At 55.4% G+C, this 16705-nt stretch carries 7 protein-coding genes; 1 reads left to right on the top strand and 6 read right to left on the bottom strand.

Features of this window, described 5'->3' with window-relative positions; genetic code table 11:
* Positions 1–568: 568 nt before the first annotated feature.
* The 3 genes from AC5S27_RS04490 to AC5S27_RS04480 all read right to left on the bottom strand — a co-directional run bounded on the left by AC5S27_RS04490 (position 569) and on the right by AC5S27_RS04480 (position 7846).
* Positions 569–2617 (bottom strand): PKD domain-containing protein, encoded by a 2049-nt coding sequence (locus AC5S27_RS04490; protein ID WP_493933370.1) that lies wholly within the window; start codon positions 2615–2617, stop codon positions 569–571.
* Positions 2618–2712: 95 nt separating this feature from the next.
* Positions 2713–4296 carry a tetratricopeptide repeat protein gene (locus AC5S27_RS04485; RefSeq protein ID WP_493933369.1) on the bottom strand — a complete coding sequence of 528 codons (1584 nt, stop codon included), beginning with the start codon at positions 4294–4296 and terminating at the stop codon, positions 2713–2715.
* Between the two features lie 4 nt (positions 4297–4300).
* Positions 4301–7846, bottom strand: a complete 3546-nt coding sequence (locus AC5S27_RS04480) for a carboxypeptidase-like regulatory domain-containing protein (RefSeq protein ID WP_493933368.1) — start codon at positions 7844–7846, stop codon at positions 4301–4303.
* A 228-nt stretch (positions 7847–8074) separates the two neighbouring features.
* On the opposite strand from AC5S27_RS04480, the gene AC5S27_RS04475 reads away from it, so the two are divergent.
* The gene (locus AC5S27_RS04475) at positions 8075–9394 is read left to right on the top strand and encodes a hypothetical protein (RefSeq protein WP_493933367.1); all 1320 of its coding nucleotides are present in this window, start codon (positions 8075–8077) and stop codon (positions 9392–9394) included.
* A gap of 587 nt (positions 9395–9981) precedes the next feature.
* Here the strand turns inward: AC5S27_RS04475 and AC5S27_RS04470 are convergent.
* The 3 genes from AC5S27_RS04470 to AC5S27_RS04460 are packed head-to-tail and all read right to left on the bottom strand — an operon-like array spanning position 9982 to position 16674.
* Complete coding sequence (locus AC5S27_RS04470; RefSeq protein ID WP_493933366.1) at positions 9982–13662, bottom strand: ATP-binding protein; 3681 nt, start codon at positions 13660–13662, stop codon at positions 9982–9984.
* A complete protein-coding gene (locus AC5S27_RS04465; RefSeq protein WP_493933365.1) occupies positions 13659–14921 on the bottom strand; it encodes a hypothetical protein in 1263 nt (420 codons plus the stop codon). Before AC5S27_RS04465 ends, AC5S27_RS04470 begins: the two co-directional genes overlap by 4 nt.
* 1 nt (position 14922) lies before the next feature.
* Entirely contained in the window at positions 14923–16674 is a 1752-nt protein-coding gene (locus tag AC5S27_RS04460; protein ID WP_493933364.1) for a dynamin family protein, read from the bottom strand.
* Positions 16675–16705 lie beyond the last annotated feature (31 nt).

Below are 16705 nucleotides of genomic sequence, written 5' to 3'. Positions count from 1 at the left end.
GCTCCGCCCAGGCGTCGCCATCCGCCCTAGCGTTTCATTGGTGACGTAGCGTTTTGCATACTGAGTATTAAAGGAAGTTTCTCAGGACCGCCCCGCAAAATCATTCATCCGGAGTTGAACAATGCCGTCGATGAACGTTCTAGGTTTATCCGGTTAATTTGCTGGAACAAGCATCGCTGGCCTAAATCTAGACAAGCCCAGATCGTTCGACAAGTGACTTGGCCTGTTTTCGTCAGTAGAAGAATTGCTCCAGCGTATCAGCCTCGCTGTTGTTCCTCCATTCCTGAATCAGAGCCCCTTCAGATAGAACTAGTACCGATTGTTCGTGGAAGATCGCTTCCATGGATTCTATCTAGTGAAATGGAGCAAGCAGACAGCGACAAAGAGCAACACGAGCGCGGCAACCATGAGGAGAACAAGTGTATCGGCACCTGGATTTACATTCAGTGTTCACTTCAACACGAGCGTCGGCAAGCGACGCGGTAAGTCCCCGTGTCGACGGGGACGATATTCTCAAGGAGGAACCGCGCAATTGATCAAGTCTACCGAAATTGATTCTCAAAAGGTCCTAAGGAGTGGCGAGTTCCAACGCAGAAAGCGGGATGCGTTCTAGTCGAATTGCGGGTCCTTCCCATAGAAGTTGCGCACCTGATTCAACATTTTCCGGCTCCGATCCAAGGGAGACCTCGATACGGTGAGTGCCTCGACTAAAAACTGAACTCAGACGTATGCGCTGAACTGCGCTGCCTGCTGACCCGCACACTTGGGGCCTCAGTTTTGAGGCATCTTCTCGAATTCCGTCGATGACCAAGGACGCTTTCGTGCTGGAAAGCAAAGTGATGGTATAGCCACCATCAGCTGGGATATGGAGATAGCCCTTGAATCCGTAGTCCGTTTGTTTGGCGTTGGAAAGCCTTTTCGTCGATGATCCATCGGTCTCTATTGAGGGTAGCGGCACGGACTTGGAGACTACAAGAGTTCGAGAAGCCCAAGCCTCACGCCCCTTCTTGTCGGTCGACAAGAGCAAAACATGATAGCGGCCGGTTCCATCCAAAAATGATCCTTCGCTGTCAGAAAAGACATGATGCACTATCGCGCCCGAAGCGATTGTGCCATCGCCAAACATCCACTTGTAGTGATAGTCTGCACCGCTGTCCGCTTTGAACGTTACGTCATTGCCTGGCTTAAGAATTCCGGCTGAGTACGTGAAATTGGCGCTCAGCGCACTGTTTTCAAAACTAGGCAGTTTCGCTCCGCCTTTGAGTTGCAACGGAAGCTCTCTTGACTCTTTTATCTGCCCCATCCCCAATTCAACATCCTGAAAGGAGACACCTGTGATATCCCCATCTATCACAGACGGAACCATGCCGGCTCCATCCATGGCCCAGATGCGATTGAAGTGCACATCTTCAACCCCCGGATTATGTTGCCTGAGTTGGACGAGCGAATACCAGTCTTCCAGGCGAATGTCGTCGAAACGGTAGTCAGAGTGGAGTCCCTTTCCAGCAGGATTTGCCCAGATCTCGAAGAGCGCAAACGGCACCCCGCAGGCTCCCATACCTGCGTGCAGGACGTCGGAGTTCCGCAAAGTAAATCTATGGCTGTCAAAGACCTTCCTGGGCCACCCCACTCGAACAATGTTTGAAATGCTGGTGGAGAGCACGCTGTTTTCGATGATGATGTTGTTGACTTCATGTCCCGGGGTGGTCAACGCCTCATCTGTATACCCATCCCAGTTGCCATACATCGCGAAGACATCGTCTGCCGCGCGGAAGAATGAGTCTTGTACCAGGGTATCGCCGCCCCCGAGCCAGTCCATGCCATCTTGATTTGCATTGCCGGTGCTGTTTCCGATGATCTTGATGTTGCGAAAGGTGATCCTGTGGGAGTCCTTCATCTGAATCATCCACGTGCGGCTTCGAGCAATGCCAGTAATGCCTTCGATAGTGATGTTCTCTGCCTTGTCCATGACGATGATGTGCCAGTTCGGCTTGTGCATCCAGCCTTCGTCGTGGTTCGGATCCTGGGGGCCGTCGTACACGATTGTTCCTTGCCCCCAGACATGGACATCATGGACCTGCCACAGGTTCAGCGAGCCAAAGATGACAGCCCCCGCAGCGATGTAGATCTTATCACCACTGTGGGCATCGATGTTCTCACGATGCACTCCGGCAGCATAGTAACGGATACCTGGAGTGGACGCGGAAATGTCACTGAGATCGGGTTGGTTGGCAAACAAGAAGAGCATTTCTGAATCGCCGAAGTGGTCCCCGGGACGCGTGATGGACAGCTTAGCAGGACCGGACAAAGGGAAACGAATTGAAGCTCCATGACGCTCCGGGCGAATACCGAAGCGCATTGGCTGAATCTCGACGCCCCGGTCCCAGTAATGTTCATCGTCTGCCGTGACCGTGATCTCAGTCGGACCCAAAACGTCGAAGTTCAGTAGGTAATAGCCTCCGGCCGCATGCAGGACAGGAGTCTGCCTACCGTCGATCGTAACTGTGAAATGGCTTGAGGACACTTCAGCTGGGACAGGTGCATATTCGGAGGCCTTTCCTGTTTCCGCATGGAGACTCAGATTCGACAGAGTGGTCGCGATCATAAGAAGAGTCAATTGCCGAATAATTCTTCGAAGTAAGGAACAAGGCTTAGACATGATGATCCTGTGCGTTAGTCCGATGTTATCCATGATTTGAAGAGAAGTTCGCCTCAATGACTCGTGCCCATGGATTCGCGCATGGCGATCGAGGCGTTCACGAGCCCTTGGTGCGCAAGTGCCTTGGCGCCAGCCTCGGCCATCTCCGCATCCTTGATCCTCCCAACTTTTCGATAGAGACGAGAGATCTGATAGTGCAGGCTCCCGTCGCGGTCGTTGGGAAGTGAGAGCGCAAGCTGTTGAATCGCTTCTTCGGTCTTGCCTTCTTCAGCGTCAACTTGACCCAACATGGCATGTACAGCAAGCGGAACTTCACTTGAGACCGCAATGCATGTTTCAAGAAATGGGCGGGCAGCGGAGAACTGTTGCTGCGCAATCAGAGCCTCAGCCATCAGTTGATTCAGCAGGGGATCTTTGGGACGATCAGCCAGACCTCTCTTTGCAAATTCTGCAGCTTTCGTCGGGTCTGCCTGAGCTAGACTCGCCGCCGCTATTCCCAAAAGGGCTGAGGAGTCGTGAGAATCTACCAAGAGCGCCTTCTGGTACTCGCCCAGCGCCTTATCCGCTTGGTCTTGGTGCCGGTAGAGGTCGCCGACCATGTCAAAAGTTGCCGGGCTTTGCGGAGCGAGCAGTTCAAAGCGAGCAAGCGCCGTAACTGCACGACGTTCATTGGCCTTAATCGACCAATACAACGCTTCCGGGTCGTGCGGGGATTGCTGCAGTGCCTTTCCAGCAGCGTCCGCCGAGTCTTCGATATGTTCATCCCAATAGGCGCAGGCGGCTTCTTTGACAAGAGTCCGTACTTGACCGGTAGCTGGGCCGCACCCGATTTCCGTATGAGCATCTTGGTGATTGGCTATATCTGCGGTTAGCTGTTGCACAGAATAACGAGCGTTGGGCGAAAGTGGGAAGAGTTCAGGATGTTGCAACACCATCTCAAGAGTGCGGCTCAGAGAGGCCGTTTCGGTTGGGGAGGCAATTGACATGGCCGTCCGATATCGTTCGCTTGCCTCGACAGTTCGTCCCTGCGAAAACAGCTCGTCGGCGTAAAGCGCATTGGACCAAACCGATTGCTGCGCAGTGGCTAACTCTCGACCGTCGCTCTCAATGAGTGAGAGCGACGCAACACCAAGCGAAAACCAGACACGTGGCTCCGCTGGAGCCAGCAGCGATGCTTCCGCATAGACTGCTGCCGCTTGTCGTGATTCCTTGAGTTTGTCGGATGCTTCACCAATCGAGAGCAGCACCTCAATATCGTGTGGCCGCTCCATGTGCGCCCTGTTCAGGTAAGGCATTGCCAGATCTGGCTTGTTTTGTTGCAGATTGAGCTTGCCCAGAAAAAGAAGCGGAGTGAACAGACCAGGTTTAATTCTCAATGAGCGCCTGAGACTATTGGATGAGTCGTCGAATCTTGCCGCCAGGTATTCCATGACTCCCCGGTTTGCCCACAACTCCGCCGACGACGGAATCCGGGCTGTCGCCGCGGCATAACTATCTGCCGCGGCGGCATACTGACCATTGGACTGCTCCATCTGCGCCCTCTGCAGCAAGGCCTCCAGGCATTGTGCCTGCCCTGAGTGCCACGCAAATGCAATCATGATCGTGAGAGAACAGGCCACACTCAATTGGTTTCGCATCGGATCACCAATACAACTTCATTGCGAACTGGATACTACGCGCTCCGAATGCCGCGTTGATCGACCCGAACGAGCCATCGCCAAGATTGGTGTCCGGCGCGTAGAAGTTGGGATGGTTGAAGATGTTGTAGAACTCGGCACGACCTTGCAGGCGCAGGCTTTCATGCAATTCCCATACCTTCTGTAAGGATGCGTCCCAATTGTCAAACCCTGGTGCGCGGACGTCTGAAGAGAATCGTGGAGCGTCACCGAACGTATACGGTGCAGGCGCCGCAATCGCCGCAGTGTTAAACCACTCCTGAATGTTGCGATGCGGAAGGTTAGGGTTACCAACGACGTTCGGTCTCTGATTGCCCCCAAAAAGATTCGAGTTACCTCCTCCGGTAAATCCCAGCGGAATGCCTGACTTAAGACTGGTAATGCCTGAGACCTGCCAACCGCCGATCACTGCGTCAGTGGCGCGATTGATATGGGATGCAATTTTGCGATTGCGGCCGACCGGCAACTCATAGATGTAATTCACTACAAGGCTATGAGGAGTGTCGCCACCGTCTACAGATTTCTCCGCAGCAAGATCGTAATAATTGCGAACCCCGGACGAGCCCACGTAGGACCAGTCGTTCGTGCCCGACACGTTATCCAGAAATTTGGAATAGGTGTATGAGACGAGCAGATTGAGTCCACCGTGAAAGCGATGATTGTAGTCCGCCAACAGGGCATTATAGAGCGAGAATCCCGCTGGCGATTGTGGCTCACTGACGCCGCAGTACTCAGGATAGGGCTGCAACAACTGGCCTTGCGGAATGGTAGGTTGATTCAACCCACAGCCGCTATTGGCGATCTTGCCGTAAAAAGGATTCGCCACCGGATTCAACAAAGCTGCGCCCACTGAGAGATCAGCGGGATTGATCTCGCTGTGATTGAAGCTGCTTAGAAGCATGTGTGTACCATGATTGCCGACATAACTGACGGTCAACACGTCATTGGTGGTGAATGCGTACTGAAGTCCGAGAGAATACTGCTGCACATAAGGAGATTTGCGGTTCCGCGGAACGCCAGTGGTACTCAACCCTACGTCCTGGAGGGCGCCCAACGTATTACCTGTCGGCTGAATCAGGCCATCCGGGAAAGGATTGCTGAGTGTGGTGAAGGGAGTAATACCACCATCAACGCTGCTGGTGTACGGCGTACTCTGGCTGAAGCCAGGATTGTATCCGCCGCCGAAGTATTGCGGTGCGAAGAAGATGCCGTACCCGCCGCGGGCTACAAGATGATTGGTCAACTGCGCTGTGAATCCGATGCGAGGAGCAACATTGCTGTAGTTCGTCTTGTACAGACCTCTTGTGTCACTCGAGTTGTACACAAGCTCCCCTGGAACCGTAAACCCGACTGCATTGCTGATCGGATTGGTCGCCGTGTAGTCGAAGTAGGCTTGCCGGTTTTGCCGCTCGGTCGGCGGCTGCTGCCATTCGTACCGCAGACCGAGGTTCAACGTCACCCGGCGATTGAACTTCCAGTCATCTTCGCCAAAGAAGCCCCAGTATTTCTTGGTAACAGCCGGATTGAAGTTGTTTGCGGTCGATCCTCCGTTCGCGGTTCCCAGCAGAAGAGAGGCAAAGCCGAAGCCCGTGTTTTGCGCCGTAGCGCTGGGGTCCGGGCCAGCCGTGAAGCCGTGATCAAACGAGAACGTAGTACTGGGTAGATTAGCGCCGTTGTTCTGCATGATTGCGCCCATCAATCCAAACGTCAGATTGTGTGGACCGCTGCTCCGGGTAAGATTCGCGCTGGCGCTGCCCACATTGCGGAAGGAAACACCCTGATTCCCCTGCACTGGGCCAAGGGCCGATTGCGCCTCCACATTGATGATGGGAAAGATCGGTGAGTTCGCATTGAGCGAAGCCGGCAGTCCAACCTTGGACTGGTCGAAAGGGTATCCCTGAGAATTCGACGCCTCGGCCCAGCGAGCCAACCCGGCATTCGCACTGATCGCCGTCTTGGCGTTGACGATGTGATTCATTCCGAGCACGAAACTGAAGCGATTGTTGGGGCGTATATTGCCCGGGCCAGCGGGGTCGGATGCACCGTAGAACGTCGGGGAGTTGGTCTTGAACTCGTACTTCTGTGCCCAGCGGCCGTAGATGCGAGTAGCCTCGCTCAGGTTGTGATCGACACGAACGAGGTATTCGTTCGAAGTCGCAGGCGCCGATGCCGACGCGGAAAAGTTGTTCGAGAGCGCAGACGTTGTCGGACTCGGATAGTAGCCAGCGAGCGCAGCGCCTACAGGGTTGATTGCGCTCTGAATCTGGTTATTCGCGAATGGATCACGATAGTGGCAGGTGGCCGTGGCCGGCGTCCCGGGACAGGCCACTGTGCGACCCGTCGCTTCATCCACAGTTCCATTGACGAGGGTTCGCGAAGTGAATGGGTTGTAGAGCTGGCCTGATAGGATCGGCAGTCCAAGAGCGTCTGTTCCAATCTGCGCGCCCAACAGCGCCGAGAAGTCTCCGCTGCGAAAAGCCGTCGTGGGTACCGTCGCGGTAAAAGTGGCTGGTGTGCTCTGCCGAAGCCCCTCATACAAGCCAAAGATGAATGTCTTCTCGGTTTGCTTGTAGAGGCCAGGAAGATAAAGTGGGCCGCCTGCCGAAACGCCAAACTGATTGCGCCGGAACGATGGCTTGGGATTGCCATAGTAGTCATTGAAGTACGAGTTTGCATCGAGCTTGTCGTTACGCAGAAACTCAAATGCATCCCCGTGAAACCTATTCGTACCTGATTTAGTGACAACATTGATGACGTTGCCGGTGCTGAACCCCGACTGAGCTGTGAACGAGTTGGTCTGAATCTTGAACTCTTCAACGCTGTCGACTGAAGGAACATACACGACCGCCCCCCAATCGGAAGCCGTGTCCCACACTCCATCCAGCATGAAAGCTGTCGTGCCGAAGAAACCTCCGCCGAAATTCAAGAAGGAGATGTCCTGATCGGCGGTGTCCTGCGTGCCGCCTCCGTTCACCTTTTGCCCTTCAGAGCTGTTCTGCACCGACGAGTTCAATGTCGCGAGTCCATACACGTTGCGCAGGTTCAGCGGAAGATCGAGAACCTGCTTGGAAGTGATCTCTGCTGAAAGATTGGCATCGCTGGTGTTGAGCAGAGGGGCCTCGCTGGTGACCACCACCTGTTCCGCTTCAGATCCGACCGTCAGTTGAACGTCCTGCGTGGCGATTTGTCCTGGAAGAAGCGTGATGCCTTCCTGTTGATAGGATTTGAAGCCTTTGGACTCAGCTCTCAACTGATAGGTTGCCGGGGGGAGCAAGCGGATGCTGAAGTTTCCCGTCCCGTCGCTTGTGAGAGTTCTGATCACGCCGCTGCCTGGAGCGGTGAGCGTCACCTTCGCTCCGGGAATAACAGCTCCCGCCGTGTCGGTGATGGTTCCGTTCAGAGTGGCGGTTGTAGTCTGGTCCTGCGCTGAACTTGATCGCGTGAAGGTGATCGAGGTCAAGATGACTAGCAAGAATAGCCATGGAGCGATCAGATGTCTGTGCTGCGTCATTGGAAGTGGTCCTCTCGAGGTGTACCTGCCATGGACATGATTTGCTGAGTGCTCATTGCCCATATCTAGGGAAAGCTGTTACGTTGGCCATGAGGCAATCGCAGACCGAAGACCGGTAAGGTGATCTACGGTAGATTTCCTCGGGGTAACGAGCCTAAACGCAGACTTTTCTGAGGTTTACCTGCCACGTAACGTACCCCGGGAATACCTTCCGGGAGCCCAGTTAACATGACTGCCACCCCTGCAATCACGGACGTCGAACGGCTGGACAGGCAAACGCCTTCACCCGTTGAAGTGCGTCAGGCTTTGCGCATGGTCCTCGAAAGCCAACCTTTTCGGACTAGCAAGCAGTGCCAGGACCTGCTACGTTACGTCGTCGAGAAGTCGCTTTCTGGCGACGACCCTTCACTCCGCGAACGGATAATTGGCATCGAGGTTTTCGGCCGCCAGCCCTCGTATGACACCAGCGAAGATCCAGTAGTGAGGGTTCGGGCAGCGGAAGTGCGCAAGCGGCTTGCCCAGTTCTACCAGGCGCACGATCACGACTCCCCGCTCGTTGCGATCGAACTGCTACCGGGCTCCTACCGCGCCACTTTTCGGGATCATCGGACAACGGAAGCGCCAATAACTCCTACGCCTCAGGCAGTGCAATCAGAACAGGCGAAGGAAGTTGTCTCGACTTCCTCCTCCCCCATCCGCGGCAAGTTTGCGCGCTATTCGGCACGAGTCACATGGAAGAATGGGCTGATCGCTCTTATATTGCTATTGCTTTTGGTTGCAGGAGGCGTGCGGACATTTCATCTTTTCTTGGCCACGCCTCAGCAGCGGTTCTGGGCGGCCTTCGCTGCCAGTAGACAACCCATCGTTGTCTACCTCGGAACAAATGCCGCCTACGTATTCAGTTCCAATTATCTGGAGCAATATCGGGCTCAGCACAGACTTCCTAACAACGGTCCTGAGTTATTCGTTGATCTGCCGCCGGAGAGCTCTGTTCGTAGCAGCGACCTGGTCCCCATCAAAGATACCTTTGTCACGGTGGGCGATCTTGCAGCCTCAGTGCAGCTCACGACGCAACTGCGCGATTGGAAGATGCCCTTCGTTTTGCGTTCAGGCAGAGACCTTACCATGGGGGAACTACGTAACCAGCCGAGCATAATGATTGGTGCGTTCAATAACCCCTGGACTCTCGAACTCACGAGCGACCTTCCTTACTCGTTTCGTCAAGGCACCATGATCCAGGAGAGGGACCATCCTGAACATGTTTGGGTGCGACCAATTGCGAACAACACAAGTACTACGGACGACTACGCCCTCATTTCCCGTCTGCTGGTTTCCAAGACAGGCGGCCCGCTTCTGACTGCGGCCGGCGTGGGGGAGTTCGGAACCCAGGCAGCGGCAGAATTCCTCACCAGCCCCGAAAAAATAAGTTCACTGGTCAAAGCAGCGCCGCCCGACTGGGAAGGAAAAAATATGCAGGTTGTACTGCATATTAAGGTTGTCGGGTATTCCCCGGTCGCCGTCGAGGTAGTTGCAACTAGGTATTGGTAAATCTGCGAACTATCTGAGAAATCGATCAGCTTATCATTAACACGCCTGCGGACGTGCCCGATTGGCTGTCATGCGGTCCGATCATCCTCCGGCGCCACCTGCTGTCTCTTGTGGCCGCCCTCTATTATTCGGTTTGCTCTAGCTAATCGATCGCCTTGGCCGGTAGAAGTCATAAAGAACTCTGGACGCGACTGAGGTCGAATCTTGTTGAGCAGGATGCACTAGAGCTCAAGAAGCGAGCGGTGCGGTGGGATCTCGCGATGCAAGATGAGCTAGATTTTTGCTGGTCAAGGCATTCAGTTCTACAGGTTAAGGAATGAAAGTGATGAATCATGTTCGATTTCTACCCGTTAAGGAATAACGACAGCAGCACTCTCCACGGGGCCGGGGACGGATAGAAGAAGATTATCCATCTCACCTCAAGCTAGATATACGACATTTAGCGCGAAAAGAATACGACGAAGATTGTGATAAACAATAGATCAAGACCGACCGGCGCAACTCGCAGAAGCTGGCGATCCTGCACCGATCTGGTGACCTAACGCAGGTGTGGGTTCCATCGTTTACAACCCCAGATTGTCGTTGATCTATCGCTGCGGTGAAAGAATTCGAAAGACGGCATCTTCCTGGAAGGGATCGAGACCCATTGCGCCTTCGTCCTTGAGGTAGTGCAGATTGGCGCCAACACAGTAGTTCCACGCGATCCATTCCGGATCGATGGCGTGGACGCTTTGCGCCTGGTTCTCAGGTAAACCCTTGTGCGCATTCGCAATGATCTCCGCGGCACGCAAGACTCTTCCCGGCTCCGTCTGATTCGCTGTGACTGCCGATGCCAGCTTCCTCACGAGTTCGCGCGCTGCTCCCGCAACGAATGGCAGCATGGTGCATCTGCTCGGGCATGCCGGGCACTGGGAGTTATCGCGAAACTGCTGAGGCGGCTCATTAAAGATCGCCGCCATCATTTCCGTCCTTGTCCAATCAAACACGTCAGACGCAGACAACTCGCGATCAGGCTCGCCCAGCAATACTGAAATCAGTCGCGCCATCGCCGCCGCAGCCCGCTCAAGGCGAACCAAATCGGCAGGCAGTATCACTGCACTGTCCTGAACGGCAATGCCGCGGTTGCACATCAACTCCCCAAACTGATAGTGAATCGCCTGAGCCGCAGCGCAATACAGCACTGGCTTGTTCTCCTCATCGCCAGGCAGGTTTGCCGCACGAATCTTTCGACGCGCGAATGCGCGCCAATTTCGAAATGCTTCCAACGCATCGTCACTGCGATTACCAAGCAGATTCGCAATCACCGGCATCATCGCAGTGCCCAGTACGCTCATCAAGCCAACCGGCTGATTGTGAGCAATTGCGTCTGCCCCTTTCGTTTGCGATGAACCTGCCTTCTGAACAATCCTGGGCACTGGCGAAAATGCCTCCGATGCCATATCGATATCATGAAAGTAATCGCATGGTGACGTGCAGTACTCACAGCCCCGATGGCGATGGAGAAAGATGGCATCGGAGTTGATTTTCCCGCCTGGCTCATCCACGCCTGCCATCTTAAAAACAGGCGCTGAATTGGCAGGTTTCATCGCATAATCCTTGATATTGGGCACGCGGCAAAGGATCGGTTCTCCTATGTCTTCAAAGTGCATCACAGCCATACCTGGTTGAAGATTGTTCAAGTGGCGCATCTGCCACTCATCTAAATTCATGCATTCGCCGACCGCTCTGCGATCGTCCGAAGCAGCGAGGCGATGCACGATCTTCAGGTTGGTGTTTTTCAGTGTTTCCGATGCCAGCTTGGTCGGAATCTGATCCACGATAACGAAGCCTTCGCCATAAGCACGCATCTCTGCGAGCATGTCGGTGAACATCGTTACAGCCTTTTGCGCAGGGTCAGCGGAGAGCTTGTTCGAGCCGCCGCTGGCAGGTTTGAGCAACCGGTGCGCTTCTTCGATCAGGGTGAGATGTTGCAGCCTTTCACGATGCGGCTCGGCTAGCCGCGTCACTCTTGTCTCGGCATATTCATAGAGCAAGCTGAAGATCAACGCCATCAGAAATGCTTTCTCATCCTCGTCCCCAACTTCCTTGAGTTCGATAATGCAAGGAGATTCAAACAGGCGCTTGAACGGCGTCGACCTACGACTGTTCAGTGTCAAGCCTTTAATGCCGCTCTTCAGCGAGCGAAGGCGCGTTGTGAGATACGCCTGAAGGTTTCCGCGAATCGTCGGATCATAGCCGCGCCGATCCACAATCTCCAGTAGTTTGGCCTCAAAGTCTCCAAGATCGGGCAATAGCGCCGATCTGACCTGAATGCCGCCTTGTCCTAGATGAGCGTTCGTAGACGCGTGCAAATCCCAGCCCTTCTCGACATAGATTTCCCAGAGCGCATCCTCCATCAGAAAAGGAAGCGGGCTGTCTTGTCCCGGAGGGAAAAGACTTGCGGTCAAGATAGCCTTGAGCAGCGTGATGTGCCGCAGCAGCGGTACTCCCTCGACCCAGTCAAATGGGTTCAAACGTAATGGTGTTCCTGTATGCCCGCCAACCGAATAAACTCGCAACGAACCCTTGAATTCAGGAAATTCAGCCAGCCTGAAATACTCGGCCTTCGCTGGTTCAATCACAAGAAACGGAACCCGTAGCTCAGTCCACGTCTGACGCAGCAATTGCCAGCATGTATTGGTCTTACCTGACCCCGGAATGCCAGTGACCATCAGATGCCGGTTCAGCGTATTCTCCGTGATCTTCACCGGCGACAAACTTCGGCCCATGGCGTCGGTCAGTGTTCCAATCTCGATAGATCGCTGCGAATCCGTCTGCACGCGGAGCGAATCTGTCGAAAGATGGAACTCACTCAGATCTCTCATCGGTATGCCTGGGACTTCAGTCCGCGGGAGATTGACGAGCACCGCCAATTCCTCCGAAGTCAGGCAAGTCGCAAGCGAGTCGAATGACTCTCCGAATGGATGTCCTTGATTACCCGCCGCGGGCCGGAATTCCAGCACCTGCCCTTTGATCACAGCCTCACGCAGCAGGTGCTCCGGCAGAGGATGAATCCGGATCGGGTCCAGTGATGTCGTCTCGCCCGCGCACAGGCTGCGCAGAGCTCCCGCGACATTGGCCAACACCGAATCATTCTCTGCCGCAATATATACAGCCGTCTTCCACCAGCCCATCGAATGCGCCGCTTCAAGGCGATGCACATAATCCCGCAATAGCTTCTCGCACGCTTCGGCGTTGGCGTCCAGAAAAGTAGCGGAGATCTGGTCGCTGCTTCCCTGGGAAGTTGTCGATCTGGGTGGCGCATTCTGATTGTTGCGACCCTGCATCGATTCCAAGCCTCTAGCAAAGACCGCTATACCACCAAACAGTTGCAATGCATTGGCCGCGCCACCAAGAGTCGCCCCGCCTACAAATCCAAGGACAACCTCCATGATGCCTAAAGCAACCTGGGCCTTCGCCGCATGATTGCTGCGCTTGGTGGTGTCCGCGGCAATCTCTTCGTTTGAAGTTCCATGCGTCGATCCATGACTTTTGGTCACTGCAGCAAAAGCATGCACAAATCCGATCAAACGCCGGCAAACATCAATCGTTGCGTCAATCACTTCAGGACGAATCGGTTCGGCAGCTACCACCAAGGTATAGCGCCCGCTGCCCGCTGCCTTAAGTAGTTGGTCGATACTCTGCAGCTCAAACGGCAAGCCCGCTACACCCTTGCGCCGGGACGGAATCCCAGTTACGGCAGCAAAGGCCGGGGCTACGCGAAGAAACTCGCTTAGTTCAGGCATCTCCTGCACATCGAGAGCACTTGCTTCTTGATCTAAAACCAGTCCGCCGAAGTAGGCGCGAAAAGCGCCCTCCTGCGCCTTGAGAAAATCCTCCGAGTTACGTCCACCCTCTCCGATCACACGACGTGCACCAAGATAGATATTCGGCCTTGCGCCGTCGTTGAACACACACATCGTCAGGCTGTTGCCTGGCTCATGGCACGCCGACAGCACGTGGGGCATCGCGGTGCTCCACTCCTCCTTGTGCCGTTGCTTGCCCAATGCTCGCACCGCGCGCAGAAGCTGAGGTGCGTTGTCGTGCGTCCGTGCCTGAATTCGCCACTGGTTCGCCTCCAGCTCATGGAGATAGCGCCGCTCCAGCAGATCCACGAACAGATGCGGCAACCCCTGGCTCGCCCGCATCAGATCCTGCTCCGGAGTCGAGACTACCGTACCCGTTGCTGGTGGCTCAGTACCGCTGTATTTGGTGATGGCCTGGGTCATAATTCTTCTTCCAAATCCTGCGACTGCGGCTCTTCCCGTCGCGTCCACTGCGTCAGCAGCGATTCCTTGCGCAAATGCGTCTCCTCAGCGGGTCTCGTCGTAACCGCCGACGAAATTGGGTTCTCCGTCAGCAATTCACCCGTTGGAATCGGCGCGCCCGTTGCCTCATCTTCGTCCATCCAGCTCACCGCTCGCGAAACCTTCGAAAACACAGGCCACAATGCTGCACCCCTGGCAAGGTCTTCAGTTGCGTTGGAGCTCTGCCAGACTGGTATCTCGTCTAATCCAGCGCTGGCTGCAAGAGCTTCTCCCGCAAATGGCCAGCACGCACCGCTGCCACCCAATAGAAGTAAGTCAGGCTTGCTGCCGAGAGCTGCCCAGGCTGCGCGCACCGTCTGGGGCAATTGCAGTGCAATCGTCAGCACTTCCCGGCCGTGCCGCATCATGCGTCTGTTGATCTCAAAAGGCTGAAACAGGTTCTCCGACAACGGTCCCTGCCACGGCAAGCTCGTCTCCTGATCACCCTGCCGCAGCTGCGTCGCAATCGCAGTAATCGCATCACGCGCCTCAAGCAAACGCGCCGCAGGAATCGAGGCATTCGCCCTTTCGACAATCTTCTCCAAGATCGAGCGCTCCCACCAGGCGCTGCCCGTTCCAATCACAGAATGGGAGACGCCGCAACGAAGGACGCGCGGCGTTGCCCCCGGCATAAACTCCACCTCATAGGCGCTTGCTGTAACCATCGCTTCGCCGATGACAACGGCAACCACCGTCATATTGCTCTCAGCGCGCGACTGAAACTCGGCCATCCACCGGCACAGCAGTGCGCGGTGCGCAGGAATGCAAACAGCCCCCTCCAATCCCCGGATCGACCCGCGTTGCAGCAGTGTCTCGATCGCGTTCTTCGTCTGAGCGAAGGACGGCGTATGCGGTGCAATCACCACCTGATAGCCGTTCTTGGCCAGCGGTTCAACCCGGCCTAGAAACGAGGTGATTCGACTTGCCAGACCTCCCCAGAAAACCTGAGCGGAGGGCATCTCATGCCACGGTACGCTATCGAGATTCAAGGATCCCGCCGACAGGCCAGCCGCATCTGCAGCAATAGCAACACTGCCCCAGAGGCCAGTGCCGTCCGCGGCATTGGGAATCCTGCTGTGCGCGCCATCTCCGATCGCGCGCCACCGGCAGACGGGCCATTCACCGTCGCACAGATAAGCAACCGTCGAAGCCCTGTCGAAATCAATTCCAATCGCACTCATATCAAACGCTCGCTGTCGCCAGTTCGTCTGCTTCAGTCGCAAGAATTCGTAATTCCTGCGCAAGATTGGCGAGACTCTGCTCGGTCGCGCGATTGACTTTTTCAGGAATCGCTCCGGCCGGTTGATACATGCGCAACGTGATGTTCTGCACTGCCAACTTCCATGAGGCAATCTGCTGCGCAGCGCGAGTCATCTCTTGCCCGATGCTCCACTTTGCGCCCGCGACATCAGCAGCGCGGGCCTTCTCTCCCTCTCCCTTCAGCATAAAGTACGCAAGAAATATCGCGATGAGGAATGCTAGTCCCATGGTGAAAAACGCGAGGAAGAAACCGATCGCCAATGCGGCCATGGCGCCTCCGGACTTCTTCGGCGTATTCGGCACAAACACGTTGATGACGGGCTGCGGTATCTCACTTCGAACCGCCGCGAGAAGATCTCCCGCGACGCAAACCAGTCCCGCTTCCCGGCCGGCCCCCTTAACTGCTTCAGCGAAGACTACCGTTGTTTTGTTCATCGCTTCCAGCAACTGATTGTAGAGATACCAGCTGTAAGTTCCATCCCGACGAATGTTGGCACTGCTGACAGATGCTGCAACCGTGCGTCCCGCACTATTCACCGCATTGAGATACTCTGCGGCCAGTGCCTCAACCGCGGCGCTCACACGGCGTTCGAACTGCGCACGCCTGCCGCCAGTAGTCCGTTCCCATTCCTCACGATCCTTCTCCACACGGTCGCTTTGGACCGCAAGTTGCTGTCGTCGCTCGTCGAGAACTTCCGCAGTTCGATTCAATGATCGCGAGACGCGTTGAAGCCGCGAGGCTGTCACCAATACATGATCCGGAGATGCAATGGAACGCACCAGTTCGTCGACGCTTGTCGCACCGTAGCCACCATTGGTCGTGCGACCAATGGCGGCGCCACACACCGACAGCATTCGCGGCGGATAGCCGTCAAAGCACATATCCTCGGCGTTCTGATTGATGCGGCTGCACAGCACTGGAAGCTGACGTGACACGAATGCCTGCCAACCTTCCTCGTATGTGCTGGAGTCACGGATAAATACATTCGTGACAAACAGCACACCCCTCGGGCCTGCCTCTTCGATGTAGTTCCGGACGTACTCCATCTCTTGAATGGAAAGAGCGGCTTCGGAGCTGAGCACCCAGATAAGAACATCCGTGTGACGAAAGACCTCGAGCGACGCATCATCCATCGCATTCGATTCATCGACGCCAGGTGTATCCACCCATCTCACTTGAGAAGGCACAGGAACATCGGCGAGCTCTATCTCCACACGCGCGGCAAGTTCCGTCGCCGTCTGCCCAATCGTGCGTCGCCAGAGAGACAGTTGGTCTCGAAGAGACTCGGTGTTACAGGGAATCTCAACCAGCCGATTGTGCTGGAAAGCGCTTGCGCGATCCCTGGCAGCTGCCCGAATGAAGCATGGAGCTCCGGTCTCAGCCTCGACATTCATCGGCAGAATCTGGCGTCGTAACAGGCGGTTCAGCAGGGTCGACTTACCCGAATTGAACCGGCCTCCAAAGGTTACGATGACCGTGTCCCGCACAACCAGATCGATCGTGGCCTTCAAATCACGCGCCAGCTCTTGATCGATCGCCTGCAGCTTCTCAGCGGCGAGTTTGGCACGCCCTGCAAAGCTTGACCTGGCCCTGCTATCGGTGCCTGTCCGCAAGATTTGCGGGGTCCAGTTCAGCCCGGCAGGGCTCCCCGAACGATTCTCCGTGATTGGCATGTTTTCCCCCGATCTACTCTTCTCTGCGTTC

This window comes from Acidicapsa borealis (assembly GCF_059115245.1).
This window is presented reverse-complemented; position numbering and strand designations above follow the sequence as displayed.